This window comes from Streptomyces sp. QH1-20, from assembly GCF_041283565.1.
In the GTDB taxonomy this organism is placed as follows: Bacteria; Actinomycetota; Actinomycetes; order Streptomycetales; family Streptomycetaceae; genus Streptomyces; species Streptomyces syringius.
This window is the reverse complement of sequence record NZ_CP166300.1, coordinates 297,826-319,367: the sequence shown is the minus strand read 5'-3', so window position 1 is coordinate 319,367 and position 21,542 is coordinate 297,826. Positions and strand designations below refer to the sequence as shown.

Here is a 21,542-nt window from a genome sequence, read left to right as displayed (position 1 = left end):
GCCGACATCCACGACCAGAGCGTCATCCCGGCGCACCGCCGGCTCTACCTCACCGCCACCCCGCGGATCTGGGAAGAACGGCTCAACCGCGAGGTCGCCGAGGGAGTGCGTGACCCGCTGCCGCGCGAAATGGCGGCCTCCATGGACGACGAGAAGGTCTTCGGACCCGTCCTCTACAAGCTCAGCCTGGCGTCGGCCGTCTCGCGCAAGCTGCTGGCGCGCTACCAGATCATCGTCCTCGAACTCCAGGACCCCGTCGTCACACCCGAGAAGCTGATGGGCGAGGAGCGGCACACCGAGGAGGTCCGGGGGCAGCGCCTCGGGGCGCTCCAGGCCGCGCTGCTGCACACCATGGCGCAGCACAATCTCCAGACGTGCATCACCTTCCACCACCGGACGATAGAGGCACAGGCCTACGCCGAGGGGTTGGAGCGCGCCGCGGCGAAGCTGCACGCGGACCAGCCCGAGACGTACCCGAAGCGGATCTGGGCGGACTGGCTGTGCGGCGAGCACGTCCCCGAGCACCGACGGGAAGTCCTGGGCTCCTTCGGGACCACGGCGCAGCGGGCCGTCCTCTCCAACTGCCGCGTGCTGGGCGAGGGGGTCGACATCCGGGCGGTGGACTCGGTGGCCCTCCTGGACCCCAAGGGCGCTCCGCACGACATCGTCCAAGCCATCGGCCGGGCGCTGCGTCAGAAGCCCGGAGAGGGCAAGCTCGCCTCTCTCATCGTGCCGGTATTCCTCCAACCCGACGAGGCACCGGAGGACATGTTCACCTCCGGTTCGTATCGACCCTTGGTGAAGGTGTTGGAAGGTCTGCGGGCTCACGATGAAGAGGCCGTCGAATTGCTGGCGATCCCGCAAGAGCCTCAGAAGGACGTCGCGCAGCCCTCTGAATACATCGGGGCCGCGCCCGGTGATAACGAGGAAGAAACCCGTCTGCTGCTCCGATTTGCGGCTCCGCGTGATCCGGCGATGGTCGCGAACTGGGTCAGCTTCAACGTGATCGACACCGAGCGGCAGGACTGGGCGCGCGGCTGGGCGAAGCTCAAGCAGTACACCGAGCGCGAGGGCCACGCCCGGGTGCCGTACGAGCACAAGGAAGGCGCCTACCCGCTCGGGACCTGGGTCGCGGAGCAGCGACGGGCCTACGGGGCCGGACAGATGAACGGCCGGCGCGCCGCGCGGCTGGAGAAGCTGGGCATGGCCTGGTCAGCGGCCGACGCGCGATTCCAGGAAAACCTGGCGGCGGCCCGCGTGTACTACCAGCAGCACTGGACGCTGTGCGCACCCCGGTCCGCGACCATGCTGGACAAGCCGGTCGGGCAATGGCTGTCCAACCTCCGCCGCCCCGGCGCACTGGAAGGCCACCCCGAGTGGGAGACGGCGCTCAAGGAGGTCGACGAGGACTGGAACCCGGAGTGGCCGGCGGAGTGGCAGCGGCACTACGCCGCGCTGCGCGAACTCGTGCGGGACGAAGAGGGCCCGGTGGGGGTCCTGCCCGGGTTCACGGTCCACGGCATGGACATCGGCAAGTGGCTGGCCAAGCAGCGCAAACCCGAGGTGTGGGCGGCGCTGGCGGAGGGACAGCGTGAGGGCCTGGAGGCCGTCGGCGTCACCCCGCTCGCCCCGGCCCCGGTGCCGGTGGAGCCGGACGTGCCCGCGGAGCCGTCCACGGCGCCCGCGAGCACCTTCGAACGCGGTGTTGCAGCCCTGGCCCAGTACAAAGCCCGCACGGGCTCTGTGACGGTCCCCAGGAGCCACATCGAGCGACTTGAGGACGGGAGCGAGGTGAAGCTCGGGGTGTTCCTCAGCAACAGCAAGAGCCGCCGCGCCAAACTCACCACCGACAAACTCCAGGCACTCGCCAGCCTCGGACTCAAATGGGCGGCCGAGGAAGTCGCGGCGTGACGACGACAGGCGATGACGAGCGGCGCGTGCAGGAAGCCGTACGGCGGCACACCCGCAACAGTGACTGCGCGGAGGCGGAGGACGTCATCTCCGCTGTGCTGTCCGACCCGGCGGTGCAGGAGGCGCAGGAGCGGGTGGAGGCGGCGGAGACGGAGCTCGGCATGGAGCTGCGCGCCCGCCTCCAGCCGTTCCAGGAACGCTACGACCAGGCCGTGGCGGAGGGTGACAGGACCCGGCTCACCGAGGTCTGCGCGGGCAAGCACGGCCGCTGGGGACGGATCTGCGTCCTGCCCGACAGGCACCAGACCCCGATGAAGGAACCGCACTGGGGCCGCAACAGCCAGGGACAGCCGATCGCGCGGGCGGGCAGCGCACCCGACAACTGGTAAGCGCACCAGGTCACGCCGCTGCCCTCGGACTGGAGTTGGGGGCGGCGTGAGGTGACGGACAGGACCCCGGGCGCGCTGGGCGGCCCAGAGTCCTTCACTGCCTGGGACCAGCGGCATCGCGCCCCAGGCCCTACACGCACTTGAGTGCGATGCCCGGGGGTTCTGAGCCGCGAGCATCGCATTGGTGTGCGTGTAGGTCCTGGGATCTTGTGCCGCTCCCCCTGCCGAACTACGGGGCGGCCGCGGCGGGTTCGGTGAGGCGCTCCGGCCGTTCGTAGAGGGCCCGTACGAGCCGGGCGCGGTTCTGGGCGCAGCGTGCGGCCGATCTGTGGACAACTTCGCAAACCAAAAATCCGCAGGCCCCCGGCTGTGGAGCGCGGTCGGTATACCGGTGAGAGGGATCATCGCGGCACTCGCCGACCTCGGACTCGAATGGGCAGCAGCCGCACAGGAAGGAGCGGCGTGATGGCCTCGCGCGACGATGAACAGCAGATGCAGGAAGCCGTGCGCGGCCACCCCCGCACCAGTACCTACACGAAGGCCGAGCGGGACATCTCGTTGCTGTTGACCGAACCGCAGGTACAGGAGGCGAGGGACCGGATCGAGGCGGCCGCACGGGCGGGGTGTACCGCCCCAGCTAATCCTCGCAGTCGGACTGCACCTTAAGGCGTTGGGGCAGCTCCGCATCCCACGTCGTTCGTACCTGCGGGCATTCACAGAGGTGCTTTGCCTGGCGTGATCATGCAGGGGTAAAGTGTTACCTGCCAGCAAACAGGACCACGGCCGCGACACGAACCTTGCCAAGACGCGCGTCGGGGATACAGCGAACAGGCCGAGGACGGATCGTTGGAAACCGCGGTCACGAGGCTTCTCGCGCACACCGAGGCCACGACGTGTACGGACAAGACAGTGACCACCCTTGTTCCCGTACTCGTCAGCGAGGATCAGGTACCGGCTTGTCACATTCCGACAGGCAGGCAGCCGCTGCTGCCGGGGTCCTCACTTGGGCTTCAGGAGGGGTAATTACATGAAGAAGCGCCTGATAGGTACGGTCGCGGCCACTGCGATTCTCGCACCGGCTCTGATGATCAGCACCTCGGGGGAGGCGTTCGCCGCCACCAAGACCGTCAGCTGGAAGAACAAGGGCAACGGCAAGTGCCTGGTGTCCAGGACTTCCTGGGTCGGTGTGGGCTCCTGTGGCGATGCCGCCGCGAAGTGGAAGGAAACCAAGCAGTCCGACGGTACCTTCGTCCTCAAGACCGCGGACCGAGGATTCTGCCTCGACAGCAAGAAGGACGGCAGCGTCTACGCGAACGTGTGCAACGGTGGCAAGAACCAGAAGTGGCATGAGTCCAAGGACTCCATGGGCTGGCGGCTGAAGAACAAAGCCACCAGGCTCACTCTCGGTTCCAAGCCCAGTTCCGGCTCGGTTTATGCGGGTATTGACGGCAGCATCAAGCACCAGCGCTGGAGCTGATTCCCGAAGGCGCCCAGTCCGGCGCCCATCGGATACCTGACTTGACCCAGGCATGGTGACAAGTCATCGATTGCCAGTTGCCGGCCCCCCGGAGCCCTAAGGCAGACGGAGGGCCGGCGGCTTGCCGTTCCCATCCCGGCTCCCGGCCTTGCCCTTCACCACCGTGCAGCAATGGATGTGCGAACAGGTCCTCGGCATCGAGCCCGCCACCGAGGACAAAAAGCCACCCCCGCGCCGCACACAGGCCGACAAATGGACCGCCAACCTCGCCGCCGCCCGGCAGTTCTTCGAGCGCGAGGGCCACCTCCAGGTGCCCCGCAAACATATCGAGACCGTGCTCTCCGAGGACGGCTGGGGGCTCCAGTTCCGTCTGGGAGCCTGGATCAGCAACCACCGAAGGGCGAGCCGCCACACTGACACCCGAATGGATCGAACAGCTATCCAACATCGCCATGCGCTGGTGGTGCCTTTCCTGGGGTTCCCGGCCCCGATCCGGAAGATCATCTCGACGACGAACGCGATCGAGTCCCTGAACGCCCGCTACCGGCGCTCGGTCAACACCTGCGGGCATTTTCCCAACGAGACCGCTGCCCTCAAGCGGCTCTACCTCACCACGCTCGCCCTCGACCCCACCGGCCGCGGCCGCAAGCGGTGGACCAGCCGCTGGATGGAGGCGATGAACGCGTTCGACATCGCCTTCGACGGCCGGCTCTCGGCCGGACGGGTATAAGCCGATCAGATCAACGAGAAACCTCTACGCCAACCGAGTGGTGAACACCGCTTTCGTGATACTCCCCGACGGCGGCGCGCGGCCGGTTGCGGGCCCACCTCTTGAGGTCGCCGACCCGGTAGAGGAGTTCGGCACCGCGCTTGTCCGCGCGGTCCGGGAACGTCGGGTCGTTGGCGCGGGCGTAGCGCAGGGCGGCGAGGGTGATCTCCGGGAGGTGGCACCCGTGTGCTCGCCCCGGCGAGCGGCAGGAGGACAGAGCTGACCGCCATCGGTCGCAGCCGCCCACTGGCGAACAGTCACGCGCTCCGAGCCCGGGGATCGTAAGCACGGTCAGGGTGTATCGCCGGAGTAGTAGAAGCGGCAGCTCACACCCGGGCCGGGCATCCGGGGTTCACCGGGGCGCGGGTCGTACAGGGCCCGCCCGCCGGGCCACCGGGAGAGCTCGGTGCTCAGGGCAACGCCACCGTCGACTTCCTCCGCCCGCCAGCCCGTGATGTCGAGCAGCAATCCGTCCAGCGGACCGCCGACGAGCGCGGCGTACGCCCGGTGCGGCACAGGGCCGGGGTTGGGTTCGTCATGGTCCTGGCCGTAGACCCGGCCGCGCAGCAACTGCTCATCTCCGTTCATCCATCCAGCGTTCCAGCCACCACCGACAACGTGGGCCGAGACGGCCGACGGGCCCGGCCCGGGCGGAGGCCGGGCCCGCGTGCTCACCGCGCCTTCAGCAGCGCAGCCAGGGCGCGGCGTTCCTCGCCGCGGCCCTGCTGGAAGAACAGCAAGCCGCTGCGATGTCCCCATAACACCGCAGCGGCTGATCATGACCCTACCCGCGGGGACTCCGGCACCTGCTCCACCAAATCCCGCACGCACGCGCCAGCCCCTGGAATTGAGTGCCCGTTTCCGAAGCGCCGCTGATTGCGGCGAAGGGCAGGTCTCACCACCTGCGCGTGCAGGTACGGGCAGGCCACTCGCTGCCGCTCATGCTCAGGTGGCTGTGGTAGATCCAGCCGAGGTCGCGGGCGTGGAACCAGTGGCTGCCAGCCGAGTTCTGGTAGTGGCAGGTGAGGTACACGGACCGCGTGTACACCTTTCCCCCGGGGCAGGCGCCGTAAGGGCCGTGGCGGACGACGGGGGTACCGTCCTTCGTCCTGACCTTGTTTCCCCCCGACTGTTCGTTGGGGTCCCAGCAGTCAACCGCAGAAGCCGGGGACGCAGCGAGCACAGGGGTACTGACGGCGAGGGCCGCAGCGACTCCGAGGCCGGCTGCCAGGCGTCGTAAGTACATGGCCGGATTCCCTTCGCATAGAGGTGAACCGGTCAGCAGCAGCCATCGCGCTTCGCCCGACTTCGAGCCTTGGCGCCGTCCAGGCCAGACCGCTGACCAGAGAGCTGAAGTGTTGCGACCGCGGCCAAGAGGCGACAACAGCGCGGGCTGTCCGGGACGGCCGGCTTCGTGTCCGGGCTGTTCAGACTCCTTGTCCGGAGGTGTCCGGGACAGCCCCGGCCACCTCCCCCCGAGCCCGACGGCGGGGAACCTCCGCCCACCGAGCCAGTAAGCCAGCAGCAGAAGGGGGCGTCCTTCGAGGTGCACCGGATCCTGGCGGCGGCGCCGGATACGTACGAGAGCGGCCTCCTCCGGGACGTCCTTCAACGACGCCCCGCCGGACGGCGGCCGGCCCGAGGCCCCTGCAAATGCTGCGCGCCGACGAGTCACCTGCGCCTCACGCACCCCAATAACCGTCAGCAGACGACTCCACCGTCAAGACGCGCACACCTACGTCCCACTCCCCACCCGACGGCCAAAGCCGCCGTCCCCTGCACCACGTCATCAACTCTCCGCCCCCGGCAACCCCGGGGGCTTCGTGCTTCCTGGAGGACCGACGTGCCGACCTACGAAGCCCTGCCCCGCTTCACCACCGACCTGAACCGCCTCACCCCCGAACAGCGCCGCACCTTCCACCGCGTCATCACCCGCGCCTTCGTCCCCGACCTCCGCGCCGGAGGCCACTTCCGCCCCGGCCTCCGCATCAAGCGCGTCCGCTGCCTGCCGGGCGTCTACGAACTCACCTGGTCCGGCGGCGGCCGGGCGACCTGGTCGTACGGGACGGAGCGGATACGGGGTGCGCAGCACATCGTCTGGCGCCGCATCGGCGGACACGACATCTTCGGTGGGCCCTGACAACGTTTCTGAAGCGGCTGGCTCGGTGATGACGTCGGCCGGGCAGTTCGACGGGACGTCGGCCGACACATACCGCAGCACCGGTCCGCTGGCCCGGGCGGACTTTGTGGGAGCAGTGGTCGCGCAGCAAACTGGTTGGCGCGCAACCTGGTCGGAGGTGCCTCGTGACCCCGGGCACCCCTGCTCCACTCTCGGTGGCGGAGTTGATCGCGCAGCGGCGAAGGGGGCGCTATTACGCCGATGACGGTTACCTCAGCTCCGACGAGGTCACACGCGCCTGGCCGGTCGTCTGGGATGTCGACGCGGTCATCCAGGCCAACGGCGTCCGGACCAAGGTCGCGCGAGCGACGGGCACGTACGGCACCAACTATTGGACCGAGTACCACGCCGGCGACGTACAGCGGGTCGCCGACGCGATCGCCGCTGGCACGGCTGTGCTCCAGCCCTGTTGGCGCAAGGACACGAAGGAAGGCCGCGAGGCACAGCAGCAACGGTACGAGCATCGGCAGGTGCGGACGCGGTGGATCCGGAGCGCGATCGTGCTGGGCCTGCTGTTGTGCGTCGGCGTGGCGTGGTTCCTGGTGGCTCGTGCCTACTGAAGGAATTGGCCCTCGGGGGTATCGCGTCCACCAGGGCAAACACCGACGCAGCGGTGTGATGGAGTCAGTGCTCGGCGCGGTGGTCGTAGACCGTGAGGGCCAGGGCTCGCATCGCGGCCTGGGCACGTGCGGCGTCCAGACCCTGATCGACGGCTTCCAGGGCTTCGGCCGCCGAGACGCGTACGGCGAGGGGGAGGCCGTCGTAGGCGGCGGCGCGGTAGGCGACGGTGCGGCGGGCCTGCCGTTCCGTTTCACTCACCCCTTCCGGGGTGAGGGGGAAGACCGCGGCCTGGTAGGTCGCGATGGTCACCAGGACCGCGTCGGCGATCCCCTCCGCATAGCCGTCAGCCCGGATACCGGGGTCGGGCTGGAAGAGGGCGGCGATCTGGCGGCGGGCGAGGAACGAGCCGATCCCCGCACCCAGACCGGCCGCACCCGCGGCAACCAGGGCCGTCGTACGGCCGCCAAGGAGGAGGCCGAAGCAGACTCCGCCGAGCACCGCACACGTCACCAGCACGAACGTGATCAGCAGGTGTATACGGGTGGCGAGCGGAGACGCCATCGCAGCAGTATGCACAGCACTCTCGGCACCTCCAGGGCCCGGACCGCAGAGCCCGGCCGCTGCTTACGGGCCCTGGACAGCTCTGCCGGGCTGCGAGACGGTGGCCCGCGCCGCAGGCTGGTCCTATGCCGAGAGCAATGTGGGCCGGGGCGATCGGGTTCGGGCTTGTGTCCGTCCCCGTGCGGCTGATGCCGGCGGTCGAGGAGCACGGTCTGCGTCTGCACCAGGTGACGATAAGGACCGCGGCCGTATCCGCCAGGAGCGGGTGTGTGAGGTCTGCGGGGAGGTGGTGCCGTACGAGCACCTTGCCAAGGCCTTCGAGAGCGACGAGAAGAAGGCGGTTCTGACCGACGAGGATCTCGCCGATCTGCCGCTGCCGAGTAAGAAGCTCATCGATGTCCTGGCGTTCGTCGACGCTGAGGAGATCGACCCGATCCAGCTCGACAAGCCCTATCTCCTGGCGCCCGCCAGCGCGGCGGCGAACAAGGCCTACGTCCTGCTGCGCGAGACCCTGAAGCAGACCGACCGGGTCGCCGTCACCAAGATCACCATCAGTACGCGGGAGTCCCTGGCCCTGCTGCGCGTCCATGGCGACCTCCTGGCCGTGCACACCATGGTCTGGCCCGGCGAGGTCCGCGATCCTGCCGGTCTCGCCCCGCCGGAGTCGGTGACGGTACGGCCGCAGGAGATCGAGATGGCCGCGTCCCTGATGGAGCGCATGTCCGCCGACTTCGACCGCGAATCCCTCAGCGACGCTTACCAGAGCGCCCTCGAAGATCTTGTCATGTCGAAAGTCGCAGACCGTCCTGCCCCCAAGGCCGCCAAGACCAGCGCGGCGCCGTCCAACGTCGTCGACCTCATGGCCGCCCTCCAGGCCTCCATCGACCGCGCCGACAGCGACAGCACGACCACCAGCAGCCAGCCCCAGGGCGGCACGAAGAAGGCCTCAGCGAAGAAGGCTGCTAAGGCGCCGGCCACGAAGGCCACAGCCAAGGTGTCGGGCACCGGGCGCGGGGCCGCGAAGAAGCCGGCCACGAGGAAGCGCCGGACCGGCTGAGGATCTGCACGAGTGGGCCGGACGTGACCTGTCGCAGCGAAGGTTGAGCATTCTCATCAAGCATTGATTGGTGCCGTCATGCCGTCATCACGAGGACACGGTCAGGGCCAGCGAGGCCACGGCGGTGGCGAAGTAGAAACCGGGAAAGGCGAGGTTGTAGAGCACGCGGGCGCGCAGATGGAAGGTGAGCGCGCCCAGGTAGAGCAGCACGAGGCCGCAGGCCGCGGCGGCGCCGAGAGGGCGCAGTGCGGCGTCGTGGAGGCCGAGGAGGAGGCCCGCTGCCCCGGCCAGCTTGAGGGCGGCCAGTCGGGGCAGCCAGGCTCGAGGCACACCCACCTCCGCCGAGTTGGCCAGTACGAAGCGCACCCCGGCGAGGTCGGCGATGGCCATACCGACGTTGACGGCGGCGGTGAGCAGGGTGACGACGAGGAGGGCGAGCTGGATACCGGTCATGCCTTCAGGATCCGCGGGCACCTTGGCACCGTCCAATAGCTGCTTCTATAACCTGGCGGCATGGACGTGAACACGCGCCTGCTGCGGTACTTCGCCGCAGTGGCGGAGGAGGGCAGCCTGACCGGGGCAGCTGAGAGGCTGTTCGTTTCGCAGCCTGCGCTGACCAAGCAGATCCGGCGCCTGGAGGAGGATCTCGGGGTACGGCTCTTCGTGCGTTCGCGGTCGGGGATGGCGCTGACCGAGGCTGGCCGTGAGTTCGCCTCGCGGGTGCCCTCGCTGTTGGACAGCTGGGACGAGGCGGTCCAGGCAACCGGCCGGGCGGCGCGGGTGCTGCGCCTGGGCTTCCTGGACGCGGGCGGGGTGGGTGCCGTCCGCGAGGTCATCGCCGCATTCCGGCAAGCCCGGCCGGAGTGGCGGGTGGAACTGCGGCAGTTCGACTGGTCGGACCCGAGCGCCGGCCTGGCCCGGGGTGAGGCGGATGCGGCAGTGGTGCGTATGCCGTTTCCGGGCCAGGAGAGGTTGACAGTGCGGGAGTTGTACGTCGAGGAGCGCGGGGTGCTGCTACCCGCTCGGCATCCGCTGGCGAACAGCGAGACTGTGGAGTTCTGGGAGCTATGGGACGAGCCGTTCGTCGCGGCCGGAGCCGAGACCGGAGCCTGGAGGGAGCACTGGCTGGCGGCGGAGGAGCGGGACGGGCACCCCGTCCAGGTCGGCGCCGTCGCCAGCCTTCCCGACGAATGGCTCGCAGCGGTGGCGGACGGCTGCGTGGCGCTGGCCCCGGCGTCGGCGGCTCGTTTCTACTCCCACCCGGACGTGGTGTTCCGTCCGGTCCGCGGGGTCTCACCGAGCCGGGTGGGGCTGGCTCGGCCTCAGGGGCGAACGCAAAAGGCGGCGCTGGATGAGTTGCTGGAGGCCATCGCGCGGCGGCTGAGTCGGAGTTGACGACGGGGCCGACGTACCGCGGCGCGCTGTCCGGCCGGATCGACGCTACTGCCTACCACGCCGAGCCGATGACACTCAGTGTTCGATGAGAACACTCAACCTTCGCTGCAACAGGTCAGGACGGGTCAGTACCTGTTTCTGAACCCCAAAGCCCAGGTCAGGGGCGGGTGCCCCAATCCCGGCCCGCATCGGCACGTTCGCCGAACGGTTTCGGTAACAGTTCGACGAGCGGCTACCTGGGCGAGTGAAAGAGCGTCGTACGACACCCCGGGTAACCCGGCGATGGCTTCCCTGGCCACCGGCCAGCGCAATCCGACCAGGCACCTCAAATGAACTCGGATCAGCTCACTCGAAGTTCACGCAATGCTTGTCCATTGATTCACTCCGTTGCAGAACCACAACCGGACGATCGGCTGCTCATTTGGCCTTGGGCTGGTTGTGGCGAGCAAATCACCTGGGTTGCCCTTCACGTCGGGAGTGTCGTCAGCGGTAAAGGGAACCTCCACTGGTTCAAGACGGAGTTGTGGTGTTTTTGCCGTGACAAAGATTCCGGCCCTGCCCGTGTCTTCGACATCGGACCACCCCACCACGCCGGCGTCGTGGTGCAGAGTGACGTCCGGTAGGGAAGAGCCCCCAGACACGCCCACGACACCAGGGCCACCGCCGGCAACCACGGTCGTCGCAGACGTGTCCGTCTTCTGCCGTCTGCCCCCGCCGCGACCCACGACTCCGGCCCCTGGGAACGAAGCGCCTCGCGTCGCGGTACCACCAAGTACTGACACCTTGTGCTCTAGCTCGTGACCGCCCTGGCCGAACACACCGACGTGAGCCGACTCGTCCCAAGCTGGGAGGGCAGTTCCGGCAGGAGCGGCAAGAACACCGCAGCCGTCAGGCTGCCGGGTGTTCGTGGCGCTGAGAGTGAGGTCCTCTACGAGGTGAGCCCCTCCTCTGGCCACGAGCCCGGCTCCTGGGCGGCTTTGGACGGTGGATCCGTTTTGCCGACCTCTGCCCCCTAGTCCAAACACCCCGGCGCCAGCGGTCTCGTCTTGCTTCCCCACACCCCCCCGCCCTTCTAGCCCATTGCCGCTTTCGGCTCCGCCGTTCGCAACCACCCCGGCCCCAGCACGCAAACCCGTTGCGATGATCGCGTCTGGGTCGCCCTTTGGTGTTTTTACCCCCTCCCCCGGCGCCACGTGAAAGAACGCATCGGGACCGAGCCACTCATGCTGAGAGTCGTCCCTTCTACCTCGAAGGACCGTGGTGCCGCGCACCGAGTTACCCCTGCCCAATTCGAGAGCGTCACCGAAATCGGTTCCCATGCCGAGCCCTCTTTCGTCGCAGAACGTAGTCGCGTCTCACGCTATGTCGTCACGGCCGGGTGTGCATCCCAGCGTCTCCCCTCAAGTGAGCTCAGCTTGGAGAGCCAGTCTGCGGTCCGCGACGCAGCTCAACAGGCTTCTGACCTGGGTTTTTGGATCAGAAACAGGTACTCACGGCGGCGGCGTGCCGTGGTGATGGATTCGAAACCCTAATTCGAACAAGCGTAGTATTTTGGCCATGGCTGAAACTTTCGACTTCCCCGACGACCTACGGGCCGCCCAGCAAGAGTCCCGGCAGGTCACCGCGGAACTGGAAGCGCTCTATCGCGTGCTTCCGTGGTCGGTCGAACCCCACCCCGGCTTCACCGCCCGGGAGGGTGACCCCTTCCCCACCGAGCGCCCCGCGACCGAGGGCTGGACGCCGGAGCAGCAGGAGAAGGTCGAGCAGCTGCGGGCCCGGCTGCGTGAGCTGGCCACCATCCTCATCACGCACCCGTACTGGGGCACCGAGGCCGCCAGCGGCAATGTGGTGGCCGCGCGGATGGCCCTCAAGCACCTCTTCCCGCCGGTCGCGTAGCGATGGACTCCCCTGCAGCGCCGCACGAGGAGGATGCCCCGGCGCCGCCCGTGCACGTAGAGCTGCCGGACGGCTCCACCGCCACCGCGCAGATCCTCGCCCACCTCCGGCTCGGCACCCAGGGACCGTGGTGGTGCCGACTGCGCCTGGACGTGTGGTCGCGGGCCCCCGTCGGCGACGGCACGACCGCCGAGCCGCACTCTGTCTTCTTCGAGGCACCCGCCACCGTGGTCACACCCATTGAGGAGGTCGACTACAGCGGCGTGCCGCGCCGCACCGGGCCAGCCCCCCAGCGCAGGAAGCCAGCCCCGGCACGACCGCCAAGCGCCGTCGTCGAAGAGCTCAAATGGTGGCGGTTCATCTCCCGCCCGGGAGTCCCCGGCGGAAGCCTGCACCGCGGGGACTGCCGGACGTCGACCGGAGGAGCGCTCCTCAGCCTGAGGGAGGCACGGATGATCCTCGACGAGCCGGGTGTCGTCCCGTGTCCGCAGTGCCGCCCGCAGGACCGAGTGCTCCAGAAACCGCCCGACGGCACGACGTAAACGTGCCCACACGCCCATCAGGGGCCCCTACAGGCGGCGTAGCCACCGGCGGAGCCTCCGTATCGCGAGCCGCCGGGCGATCGTCGGCCCCGCGGTGCCGGCCAGGACGGGTGAGGCCACGATAGCGAAGGCGGCATAGGGGCCGATCATCTCCCGCAGAACCAGCGCCCCGCCCGCCGCCAGCAGCAGGCCGATCCCCACCGCGAGGTCTCGCTCACCCATCCGCCCTCCCCTGATCGCCCAGAGGCCCCGACGATGGAACGCACCCCTGACAGCCGCGCGTTGTTTTGTTCGATCACGCGCAAGGGCTGCCAGCCACCAGGCAGGGCTCCGGGTATTCGCTCGTTGGGGTGGTGCGCCTGCCGGCGGCGAACCGTCCGGGCGGCGGGAGCCGTCTGGGCGGGCATGACTCGTATCGACAACGTGCACGTGTCCGAGCCCGGCCTGGTGGTCCTGGACGTCACCGCCCACGACGAAGCGACGGCGCACGCGGTGATGACCGCCCTCGAGCGGAGGTGGGCCACCTCCGGCGTGGGGCCCGTACGGCGCGAGCCCGGAGAGCCGGGGGTCAAGGCCCGCATCTACGCGGACCTACGCCGCTCTGGCATCCAGGCCTAGTCGCAACGACAACTACCGGCGGCGCAGCCCACGACGCCAGCTCCGTTTCCGTTCGTCGGCTCCTGGGCCGCACGGTAGCGCCGCTGTTAGCGTCGGCCTTGAGGTGTTCGCGGCGGGGAGGGGCGGAGAACGATGTCAGGGGCTGCTGACGAGGGGCTGGTGCAGCACCCGATGGTCGCGGTGTATCCGGGGGCCCGGGTGCCGACGGCCGAGGTGGACACCCACGCGCTCGCCGGGCCGGACGGCACACTGCAGGTCCACGTGACCCGTTACCCCGTGGAGCCCCCCGGCCTCATGTGGCAGGCGCCCCCTTCGCTTCATCTCCACCGGATGGCGATCGAGCCACGCCCGTGGGACGAGATCCAAGCTCGCATCCCCGCGTCCTGGACCGAGGAGCAGCGCCGCAAGCTCTCCCTTGAGAACCTGCATCAGGGCCAGCTGGCCGCCTCGGCCGCGGTCGTGGTGGCTCACGCGGGAGACACCCCGGCGCTGCTCGCTCTGGACAGCCTGCGCCGCCGGCGCGCCGCTGCCCTGGCCGTCGGGGTGATCACCGGCGAGCGCACCGTCCTGGTCTGGCTGAGCACCAGCGACCTCGCCGCCGCCTCCGGCTACACCGTCACCATGACCGCCGACGCCGAACCTGGTCCCCTCAGCCTCTATCCCTCGGCGCTCCTCGGCTGGGCGCTGTGGTGGCGCGAGCAGGCCGACCGCCTGACCGACGAGCACGTCTCCTTCGAGGAGCTCCCGCCACCGCCGTTGGAGCTCGACGTCGTCGAGGCGTGGACCCCGTACCGCGTCAGTCTGACCGCCCACGAGCGCACGACTTTCACCCCCCTGCCCAGCCCACCCCGCGAACCGGACGGACCCGAGTACCGCTAGTAGTCGGTCTGCCCGGTGACAGCCGCGTAGATCACCGTCGCGATATCCCCACACCGGTGCAGCGCGAGCTCAATCTCGGCCCGCTCCGCGCCGGCCACCTGAGCCTCTTCCCAGTGGTGGGCATCCCAGAACCGCGTGTTCTGCTCCGCTTCGACGGCGGACACGCGCAGGCGCTCGGCTTCCCGGGCAACAAGGTCCGGAGCGGGCGTCGGCGGGGGCGAGGCCTGCCACGCGGCCAGGAGCCGGGCGGCGTAGGGCAGGACCGGCTGGATGGCGTCGGCGTATGCCTGGACCAAGTGCAGCATCGGGCTGCTGACCAGCCGGTCCTGCCACTGCGGCAGCAGCCCGTCGGTGAGCTCGCGGACCAGCAGTGCCTGGAGCATGAGGGACTGGGTCAGCCACAGGCCTCGCTCGCTGGGCGGCATGTCCGCCGGCGACGGCTCCTCCACCAGCCGGTCGCGGCACTCGAGCACGGCACCACCGAGAGCACGCTCCTCCTGATCCGGCACCCATTCACCACGGACCAGGGCCCGCTCGATCGCCACTATCTCGTCTGCCATGCCACCACTCTAAGAAGGGCCGCGACCGCCGGGCGTCAGCTGATGAGAAGACGGTGCGCGCATCGAATGGGCACCGATCTGGCGTGCTCACCGCGCCGTTAGGCATCTGGTGCGCTCAGCGGGGCCGTTGTCTCGGATTCTGACCGGGCTGGTCCTGGTGGTGCGCACGCCGATCGCCGTTCTGGGGGCGAGGCGCGGTTCGGACGCGCGATCAGGGTCTGGTTCGGGGTAGCGCAGCACCGTCTCGCAGACCCGGCGCCGCCGAGCGGCACCAACGAGCAACCACCTGCGTCGTCCGAGACGAGCGAAGCCCCACTCGCCATAGACAAGTGGGGGCTTCATCACTGAGCGCACTCAGATCAGTTCGACGGCCTCTTTGACGAGGTGTTCGAAGTCGGACGAGCTCATGTGCTCGCGGAGAATGTTGAGCACCGCCGAGGGATTGTGCCACGGGATCGCGGCGGGAGATCCCTCATCGCGCGGCTGCGCTTCCTTCTTTTTCGGCGTCGGCTTGGCCTCGCGCTTGCGCTGCTTTTGAGCCTTACGCTCTTCAGCCGCTTCCTGGCGCTTCTGCTGCTCCTTGGCCCACCAAACGTTTTGCTCCTCAGCCGACCACTCGTTATCTCGGGCGAGTTTGCCGAGGTTGCGCGCCACCTCCACCGGCATGGTGCGCTGCCTCACCTGGTCCTGGAGGGCAGGCACGAGGTATGTCAGGAGGCGGCGCTGGGTTACCCAACCGTCAGCGCGGTCGAAGTGCTGGGCCACTGCCCGGCCCGTGCCGAACTCTGCGACGAGAGCCTCGATGGCGTATGCCTCTTCGATGGGGTCGAAGTTGGCCCGGTCGACGTTTTCGGAGACCACGGCCTCGATGAACGTCTTGCGCGATTCGGCGACGTCGTCGTTGATGACGCAGTCCAAGGCCGGCATGGCCACGACCTTGGCCGCCCTGTATCGCCGCTCGCCGCTCACGATCACGACATCGACGTTGCCGATCTTCTCGGCGTTGTCGGGCCAGAGCTTCAGGTAGGCGGCACGCGTGACAACCAGCACCGCCTGGACCTGGCGCCGCTGCAAGCTCTTACCGAGGTCCTGCAGTTCCTCCTCGGTGCCGAAGTTGGTGCGCGGGTTGACCAGGTTGGGGGCGATGCGGGCCACGGGGACACGCAGCAGCCGGCCGTCAGCTCGGGTGTCGACGACGGCGTCATCGTCATCACCGAAGAAGTCGTCGAACTCATCACGCTTGGCCACTATCGGCCTCCTGCGTACTTCTGGCGACGGAGCTGGTGCTCCAAGGCGAGAGAGACGAAGTCCTGTTTGGCCTTGGTGGCAATGTGGTTGGACTCGTACTGGGTACAGAACCGCCCGTTGGTGATGCCGCGGGTGTGCGGCTTGTAGTGACGGACGGTGGCGTTGTACAGCTCCCAGCCTCTGCGTTGGACGAGGCTGATAGTGCGGTCCCGGTCAGCGGTCCCGTCGCGGGGGTCCCAGTTGTTGACGACGACGCCGTAGGGGATCTGGCGGGGGATGAGGACGCGCTCAACGGTGACCCTGGTCGGGGTGAAGGCGCTTCCCTCAGCTTCTAGAGGGACGATGACGTCGTCAGCAACGTCGAGGACGGCTCGCAGTGCGTCTCCGGTGGTTCCGTCGCCTAGGGGGTCGATGGACTCGTCTTCGTCGTCTTCTGCCTTGAGTGGCATGAAGCCTGGCGTGTCGACGAGGATGATGTCGGCCTTGGCGCGGCGCAGGCGGCGCAGCTTGTCGAGGTTCTGGCTTGCGTCGACTACGCGGAAGGGGACTGGCCTGCCGGCCTTCCTGACCTTCTCGGCATGTTCGATGCTGGTGCCCTGAGGGTCTATTGAGACGACCGCTACGGACGGGCCGCCGCCTGCGGTCACCCCTTCGGCATCGGCGACATCGCAGCCGAGGATTTCGGCGTAGACCGCAGCGAGGTTGACCGTCAAGAGTGACTTGCCGACTCCGCCCTTACGGTTCAAGAGCACGGTGATGTAGGGCATGTACTGCTCTCCGACTACTTCCCGGGAACCCGGTACTTCGGATGGACGGGAAGCATCCTCTCAGATGAGAGGCGGTGCTCCAGGGGCGGCGTGCGGGTCCTCGGTTTTACGGCCGTAAAACCGAGCGAGTCGGGCGAGCCGGCTGCGCATCGAACGGCTCCGCAGCTACCAGTTTTACGGCCGTAAAACTTCCCATGAGCTGTCGGCTTCAGAAGCACAAAGGCGGCCCCCGCTGTCCTGTCTCACTCAATCGAGTCGATATCTCAACGAACCGAGTCGTTCAGGCCCACCGAACCCCCACCACACCGCCCCTCTTAAGCGATCTCGATGCTGAGTTGGGAGCCCAGCTCGTCGAAACCCAATGCGGCCGCAACGCGCCGGGAGGCGGGATGGCGCGCTCGCCACTGCGGCAGCAGCCCGACAGCGAGCGCATGAGCGACCGCCGCTGAGCCCGTCACCCGTGCCAGTCCTCGCCCTCGCACTTCTGGCGCCGTCAGTACGCCGATATGGGCCGTCCGCCTCGGCCAGGCCCGATACCCCGCAGCAGCAACCACCTGGCCACGCTCGCGAACCACGAACGCGGGCGACGTAATCTCGTCCAGAGCAGCCTCACCAGCGTCCTCATGACCAGCCGCCTGCTCCAAGATCCGCAAATCCGGGTGAGCGGCTGACAGCTGCTCCACCGTCAAGGCACCAGCTTCCACCGGCCGGAAACCCGCTGGGGACACATATGACAGCGCCGCCGGCCCGAGCACCCGGGCCATTGGAAGGACCTTCCGGACCAAAGCGCTATCCACGACGGCCTCCACCGGCAGTCTCCCCAGCGCGTCACGAACGATCCGGGCGGCACTGTCACTCGGCGCGGTCACGATCGCCGATCCGCCCAGAGCTACCACTCCGACCCAGCCAACCGGGCACAGCCCGGACCGCGGGGAGACCACCACGTTCACACCGCCCGGCGGGGCGAACGACACCGGCACCTGGGCCAGGTCCTCCCAGAGCCCACGGGCTCGGACCACCAACGCATCGATCGACATGGCGCCGATCCTGCCAGTCGAAGCAAGCTGCTGACCTGGGAATTAACCAGCAGCGTCGGCGGATACGGCACGGCGACACTCCATCGACGTCGTATCAGGCGAACCGGATCAACTGAGGTCACATAAGACGGACAGATGCAGTCTGTCTCAACGAACCGAGTCCACGCGTCTCACCCAATCCAGTCCACGCAGGTCAGCGCCACGCAGACGACCAACTTCGATGAGACAGGACACCCGCTCGTCCGGACCTAGGTCGGGACGAGCGGGGGCCGCTTGTGGGCTCAGGCACCCGGGTCGATGCCGGGCGGGAGCTCGCGTCTGGCGAGGACGTGGGTGAGGAGCCAGTAGGACCTGGGGTCGGGGTGCCGTGGATGGGGGGGCCTGGCGCAGTGAAGCGTGTTGGTGGGGGCGGTCTCTGCGTCGGGCTGCTGCTCAGGGAGCGGACGGCCGCGCTTCAGGTCACGATCATCAAGCCGTACAGCGTTGGCGCTGTGGGCGGTCCGGGGGGCCAGCCTCTTCAGGCTGTGAGCATCGCGGATGCTCCGCCGAGCGGCAGTCGCTGCAGACCACGGCGCAGGAGGGCGGCGGTCGGCGCAGTCGGCCCCGGGGTCGCGCGGCTTGCCGGAGGCGGACCGCGTGGTCGCGCTCAGCGCCGTCCGGGTGGAGCGGGGCGATCTTCACGCTGATGCGGGCAGCTGGCAGGCGGCGAGCAGGTTCTCCTCGCGCACGTCCTCCGGCTGGTGATTGGCGTACCCCCAGAAACGACGAAATCCCGCTCCTGGAAGAGGCGCCAGAAGCGCGCTGGTGTCCGTCTCGTTAGCGGGCGGCCGACACGGAGGAGGGGCCGGGGAAGTCTGCACGCAGAGCATCCATGAGGATTTCGTCGGCCGGTTCGCCGAGCCAGTACCCCGACTTCCGCAGTCGCCCAGCCGTCTTGAAGCCGGCCTTCTCGTAGGCGGCGACGCCTGCGGCGTTCGGGGCGAGGACCTTGAGCCAGACCATGCGGAGCGCTCCGACGTGGAAGGCCCAGTCGAGGGTGAGGCGGGTCGCTTCGGATGCGTGGCCTTTCCCTCGTTGCTCGGGGGCGATGACCACGACGTACTCGGCGGTGCGGTTGAACGTGTTGATCTCCAGGGTGGTCATGCCGACCGGCGTCTGGTCGGGACGGTGGAGGATCTCGAACTGGTGGAAGCGTGGGTTGCTGCGCTGGCGGTCCCAGCCGGATTCTCGGATCTCGAGGGCTTGGGGGAACTGGTTGCCGAAGCCGATGAGGGTGGTGGGGTCGTTCTCCCAGCGGTGGTAGGTGGGCAGCATCTCGCGGCGCGGCATGGCGAGGGACAGCTCGGTGCCGTCCAGCAGGATGTGCGGTTCACTCATGTCGTGCTCCTCTCGGGTCCCGGGGGTCGGGGCCAGGTCCGTCGGGTGTGCGGGTGACTGTGTAGAGGCCGGTGTCTTCTGGTTCGTCGACCGGGTGGCCGTCGGGGCCGGCAATCCAGCAGTGCATGCGTATCGGATCGAGTGCGATGCCGTGGCGCCACTCTGCGCGTCGCCCGGCGAATGCCAGGAGCAGGGCGGCAGCGGTGGATTGCTCGAGGCAGGCCCACCGTACGGGCAGGGGCCAGGCGGCCCACCGCACCGCGCGGACCGCGCAGCGGACCTGTGGTGTCGTGGCTGGCGGCAGGCCGCGGCCGACGGTGGCCAGGCGGACCAGGCGGTGGAACGTGCGGCGGCGGGGGTGGCAGAGGAGAGCCGCGGTGGTGGCGAGGACGGCCGGGATGGCCGCGAGGCGCCAGGAGAGGGGGGCCGGGGGGTGAGTCGGGAGGGCGGCGGGGATCTCGCCGGTTCCCCACGAAGGCCCGGTCGGCACCCAGTGGACGGTCGCGCCGTCCAGCGGGCTGTCGCTGGTGGCTGGGCGGAGTTCGGTGTGGCCGGTGCGGTAGTCGATGGTGATGGTGGCGTGCGGGGTAACCAAGTGGGCCAGCTCAGAGCGGCGGAGCATCACAAGGCCTCCTCCGTCTGCCACCCGCAGTCGAGGGCGGTCTCCGCGACGCCCAGCCAGGTTTCGGCGGCCAGGGTGCGCAGCAGCGTCGCCCATGGGGTCTCTACGCCCAGGGCGGCGTGGCGAAGGGCGGTGCGCAGTTGTGCGGGGTTGATGAGGTTGAGGGCGGCCAGGCGGCCGTCGGTCTGGTCGAGGAGGTGGGGGAGGTTGGCGCGAACGCCGTGGTGGAAGGCGCTGACGAAGGTGCCCTTGGTGGTGCGGTACCGGTGCGGTGCGGGAAGGAGGTCGCCGACTGCGTCGAGGAGCAGGGGCTTGTAGCGGTGGGTGGAGAACCGGGTGGCGGCCGGAGCGCTGACCACGGTTTCCAGGACGGCGGCGTCGAAGTAGGGGTTGTGGAGTTCGATGCCGAGAGTGTCGGCGAGCTGGGCGTCGGCGTACGCGGCCCGGGCGGCCGTTCGCACGTTGCCGATCAGCTCCGTGTCCGCGTCACCGGTGGCTCGGTTCGGCATGTCTGGTGGTGGCGGAGGGGGTGCGGTGAGCCAGGGTGGTCGTGTCGGTGAGGTGCAGGCGAGCCGCCGGGCGTCGGTCTGCAGGGCGGCGCGGGCGAGCGGTCGGGGGTCGATCCGGCGGAGTCGGGCCCAGCCCATGATGTCGGCTGCGGCGCGCAGCCAGCGCCCGCTGCGGACGAGGTCGGCGACGTGGGTGGGGGGTGGCAGGGCGAGGTTGTCGCCGCCGTCGCCGGTGAGGTGAGCCGTCGCGCCGGCCGCGGTGGCGAGAAGGAGCTGGGCGGAGAACATCGTCCAGGTCGTCGTGGAGGGGGCCGGTTCGTCTGTCGCCGGCAGCGGCACGTCGGCAGGGGTGAAGGGCAGGTGCCCGGCCCGCAGCGGGAGCAGCATGCGGGTCAGTCCGGGCACGGTGAGCTGGGAGGCGTAGGTCAGGTCGCCGCCGTTGCGTTGTCCGTCGGGGTGGGCGGTGATGGCGGTGACGGGGGTGGGGGAGACGGCTGCGGCGATGACGGCGAGCGTGGTCGAGTCCAGCCCCGCCAGGTCCGTGGAGGCTGGTACCGAAGTCCGGGCCCGGACGCTTTCGGTGAGCAGGTGCCTCAGCCGGGCTACGGCTTCGGCATAGGTCCGGGTTGAGAGTGACCACCAGGGGGTGGCCGCAGCGGCGCCGTCGGGGGTCAGCGTGAGGTGTTGGCCGGGTCGTACGGGGACGATGTTCTTCCAGGGCGACCGGCCGGGCGCGGGAGCGCGCTTGTCCCAGAGGTAGGCGGCGAGCCACTCGGTATCCACTCGGCTGTCGGCAAGGGGGGCGAGGGCGAGAGCGCTGGATCCCCAGACCAGGCCCTGGGGGGTGGTGACGGTGTAGAGAGGGCAGGCGTGGGCGCCGTCGCTGAAGATGTCGACTGCGCCGGGATGCGTACGGACCGCGGTGAACGATCCGGCCCACCGGCGGAGCATCGGCGCGGGGTCGTTCAGGCTGGCGGCGTGGGTGACGTCGTTGTCGCTCGCGGAGCACGGGCCGAAGACCGCGATGCGGCCGGTGTCCGTCTCGGCGGTGCGCAGGAGGTGCGTGGGCCAGTTGCCCACCGCCCACAGGGGCGGGTCGTTCCACACCATCCGGGCGTCGTGGGGCAGGGCGGTCCGGGCGCCGGGGGCGCTGCCGCCGAACCATCGCAACATCTTCTTCTCCTTGCT

The 21,542-nt window shown here is 68.9% G+C and carries 22 protein-coding genes and 2 pseudogenes; 13 read left to right on the top strand and 11 right to left on the bottom strand.

Features of this window, described 5'->3' with window-relative positions:
- The 5 genes and pseudogenes from AB8O64_RS37055 to AB8O64_RS37035 all read left to right on the top strand — a co-directional run.
- The coding region (locus AB8O64_RS37055; RefSeq protein WP_370424372.1) for a Helicase associated domain protein at positions 1–1,911 on the top strand (1,911 nt) is incomplete at its 5' end.
- On the top strand, positions 1,908–2,300 hold the full coding sequence (locus tag AB8O64_RS37050) for a hypothetical protein (protein WP_370424371.1): 393 nt from the start codon (positions 1,908–1,910) through the stop codon (positions 2,298–2,300). The genes AB8O64_RS37055 and AB8O64_RS37050, both read left to right, overlap by 4 nt.
- Before the next feature lie 1,027 nt (positions 2,301–3,327).
- Positions 3,328–3,777, top strand: a complete 450-nt coding sequence (locus AB8O64_RS37045) for an RICIN domain-containing protein (protein ID WP_370424370.1) — start codon at positions 3,328–3,330, stop codon at positions 3,775–3,777.
- Between the two features lie 157 nt (positions 3,778–3,934).
- Positions 3,935–4,238, top strand: a pseudogene (locus AB8O64_RS37040) (helicase associated domain-containing protein); the annotation flags it as partial.
- A gap of 2 nt (positions 4,239–4,240) precedes the next feature.
- A pseudogene (locus tag AB8O64_RS37035) lies at positions 4,241–4,507 on the top strand (transposase); the annotation flags it as partial.
- Positions 4,508–4,837: 330 nt separating this feature from the next.
- Here AB8O64_RS37035 and AB8O64_RS37030 read toward each other — a convergent pair.
- Positions 4,838–5,134: a hypothetical protein gene (locus tag AB8O64_RS37030; protein ID WP_370424369.1), complete on the bottom strand. Its 297-nt coding sequence runs from the start codon at positions 5,132–5,134 to the stop codon at positions 4,838–4,840.
- A 1,255-nt stretch (positions 5,135–6,389) separates the two neighbouring features.
- Here AB8O64_RS37030 and AB8O64_RS37025 point away from each other — a divergent pair.
- Complete coding sequence (locus AB8O64_RS37025; RefSeq protein WP_370424368.1) at positions 6,390–6,686, top strand: hypothetical protein; 297 nt, start codon at positions 6,390–6,392, stop codon at positions 6,684–6,686.
- 164 nt (positions 6,687–6,850) lie between these two features.
- On the top strand, positions 6,851–7,285 hold the full coding sequence (locus AB8O64_RS37020) for a hypothetical protein (protein ID WP_370424367.1): 435 nt from the start codon (positions 6,851–6,853) through the stop codon (positions 7,283–7,285).
- 64 nt (positions 7,286–7,349) lie between these two features.
- Here AB8O64_RS37020 and AB8O64_RS37015 read toward each other — a convergent pair whose 3' ends face one another.
- The gene (locus AB8O64_RS37015) at positions 7,350–7,847 is read right to left on the bottom strand and encodes a hypothetical protein (protein WP_370424366.1); all 498 of its coding nucleotides are present in this window, start codon (positions 7,845–7,847) and stop codon (positions 7,350–7,352) included.
- 289 nt (positions 7,848–8,136) lie between these two features.
- Between AB8O64_RS37015 and AB8O64_RS37010 the strand changes: the two genes are divergently transcribed.
- A complete protein-coding gene (locus tag AB8O64_RS37010) occupies positions 8,137–8,904 on the top strand; it encodes a Ku protein (RefSeq protein ID WP_370424365.1) in 768 nt (255 codons plus the stop codon).
- An 87-nt stretch (positions 8,905–8,991) separates the two neighbouring features.
- Here the strand turns inward: AB8O64_RS37010 and AB8O64_RS37005 are convergent, their stop codons facing one another.
- Entirely contained in the window at positions 8,992–9,357 is a 366-nt protein-coding gene (locus tag AB8O64_RS37005; protein WP_370424364.1) for a DoxX family protein, read from the bottom strand.
- Between the two features lie 60 nt (positions 9,358–9,417).
- On the opposite strand from AB8O64_RS37005, the gene AB8O64_RS37000 reads away from it, so the two are divergent.
- The 3 genes from AB8O64_RS37000 to AB8O64_RS36990 all read left to right on the top strand — a co-directional run bounded on the left by AB8O64_RS37000 (position 9,418) and on the right by AB8O64_RS36990 (position 12,737).
- The gene (locus AB8O64_RS37000) at positions 9,418–10,299 is read left to right on the top strand and encodes a LysR family transcriptional regulator (protein WP_370417360.1); all 882 of its coding nucleotides are present in this window, start codon (positions 9,418–9,420) and stop codon (positions 10,297–10,299) included.
- 1,557 nt (positions 10,300–11,856) lie between these two features.
- A complete protein-coding gene (locus AB8O64_RS36995; protein WP_370424363.1) occupies positions 11,857–12,195 on the top strand; it encodes a hypothetical protein in 339 nt (112 codons plus the stop codon).
- A gap of 2 nt (positions 12,196–12,197) precedes the next feature.
- A complete protein-coding gene (locus tag AB8O64_RS36990; RefSeq protein ID WP_370424361.1) occupies positions 12,198–12,737 on the top strand; it encodes a DUF6233 domain-containing protein in 540 nt (179 codons plus the stop codon).
- A gap of 27 nt (positions 12,738–12,764) precedes the next feature.
- Here the strand turns inward: AB8O64_RS36990 and AB8O64_RS36985 are convergent, their stop codons facing one another.
- Positions 12,765–12,959, bottom strand: a complete 195-nt coding sequence (locus tag AB8O64_RS36985; RefSeq protein WP_370424360.1) for a hypothetical protein — start codon at positions 12,957–12,959, stop codon at positions 12,765–12,767.
- 183 nt (positions 12,960–13,142) lie between these two features.
- On the opposite strand from AB8O64_RS36985, the gene AB8O64_RS36980 reads away from it, so the two are divergent.
- Entirely contained in the window at positions 13,143–13,355 is a 213-nt protein-coding gene (locus AB8O64_RS36980; RefSeq protein ID WP_370424359.1) for a DUF6207 family protein, read from the top strand.
- Positions 13,356–13,487: 132 nt separating this feature from the next.
- Positions 13,488–14,234 carry a hypothetical protein gene (locus AB8O64_RS36975; RefSeq protein ID WP_370424358.1) on the top strand — a complete coding sequence of 249 codons (747 nt, stop codon included), beginning with the start codon at positions 13,488–13,490 and terminating at the stop codon, positions 14,232–14,234.
- On the opposite strand, the gene AB8O64_RS36970 is transcribed toward AB8O64_RS36975, so the two are convergent.
- From AB8O64_RS36970 to AB8O64_RS36940, 7 genes are all read right to left on the bottom strand, one after another.
- On the bottom strand, positions 14,231–14,794 hold the full coding sequence (locus AB8O64_RS36970; RefSeq protein ID WP_370424357.1) for a hypothetical protein: 564 nt from the start codon (positions 14,792–14,794) through the stop codon (positions 14,231–14,233). The two genes, AB8O64_RS36975 and AB8O64_RS36970, sit on opposite strands and share 4 nt — an antisense overlap.
- 354 nt (positions 14,795–15,148) lie before the next feature.
- A complete protein-coding gene (locus AB8O64_RS36965; protein WP_370424356.1) occupies positions 15,149–16,042 on the bottom strand; it encodes a ParB/RepB/Spo0J family partition protein in 894 nt (297 codons plus the stop codon).
- Positions 16,042–16,809, bottom strand: coding sequence for a ParA family protein (locus AB8O64_RS36960; RefSeq protein ID WP_370424355.1), 768 nt, complete (start codon positions 16,807–16,809; stop codon positions 16,042–16,044). Before AB8O64_RS36960 ends, AB8O64_RS36965 begins: the two co-directional genes overlap by 1 nt.
- Positions 16,810–17,123: 314 nt before the next feature.
- Positions 17,124–17,846 (bottom strand): GNAT family N-acetyltransferase, encoded by a 723-nt coding sequence (locus AB8O64_RS36955; RefSeq protein ID WP_370424354.1) that lies wholly within the window; start codon positions 17,844–17,846, stop codon positions 17,124–17,126.
- Positions 17,847–18,662: 816 nt separating this feature from the next.
- Positions 18,663–19,223, bottom strand: coding sequence for a GNAT family N-acetyltransferase (locus AB8O64_RS36950; protein ID WP_370424352.1), 561 nt, complete (start codon positions 19,221–19,223; stop codon positions 18,663–18,665).
- The gene (locus tag AB8O64_RS36945; RefSeq protein ID WP_370424351.1) at positions 19,216–19,845 is read right to left on the bottom strand and encodes a lasso peptide biosynthesis B2 protein; all 630 of its coding nucleotides are present in this window, start codon (positions 19,843–19,845) and stop codon (positions 19,216–19,218) included. The genes AB8O64_RS36950 and AB8O64_RS36945 overlap by 8 nt, the downstream gene beginning before the upstream one ends.
- The gene (locus AB8O64_RS36940; protein ID WP_370424350.1) at positions 19,845–21,527 is read right to left on the bottom strand and encodes an albusnodin/ikarugamycin family macrolactam cyclase; all 1,683 of its coding nucleotides are present in this window, start codon (positions 21,525–21,527) and stop codon (positions 19,845–19,847) included. The genes AB8O64_RS36945 and AB8O64_RS36940 overlap by 1 nt, the downstream gene beginning before the upstream one ends.
- Positions 21,528–21,542 lie beyond the last annotated feature (15 nt).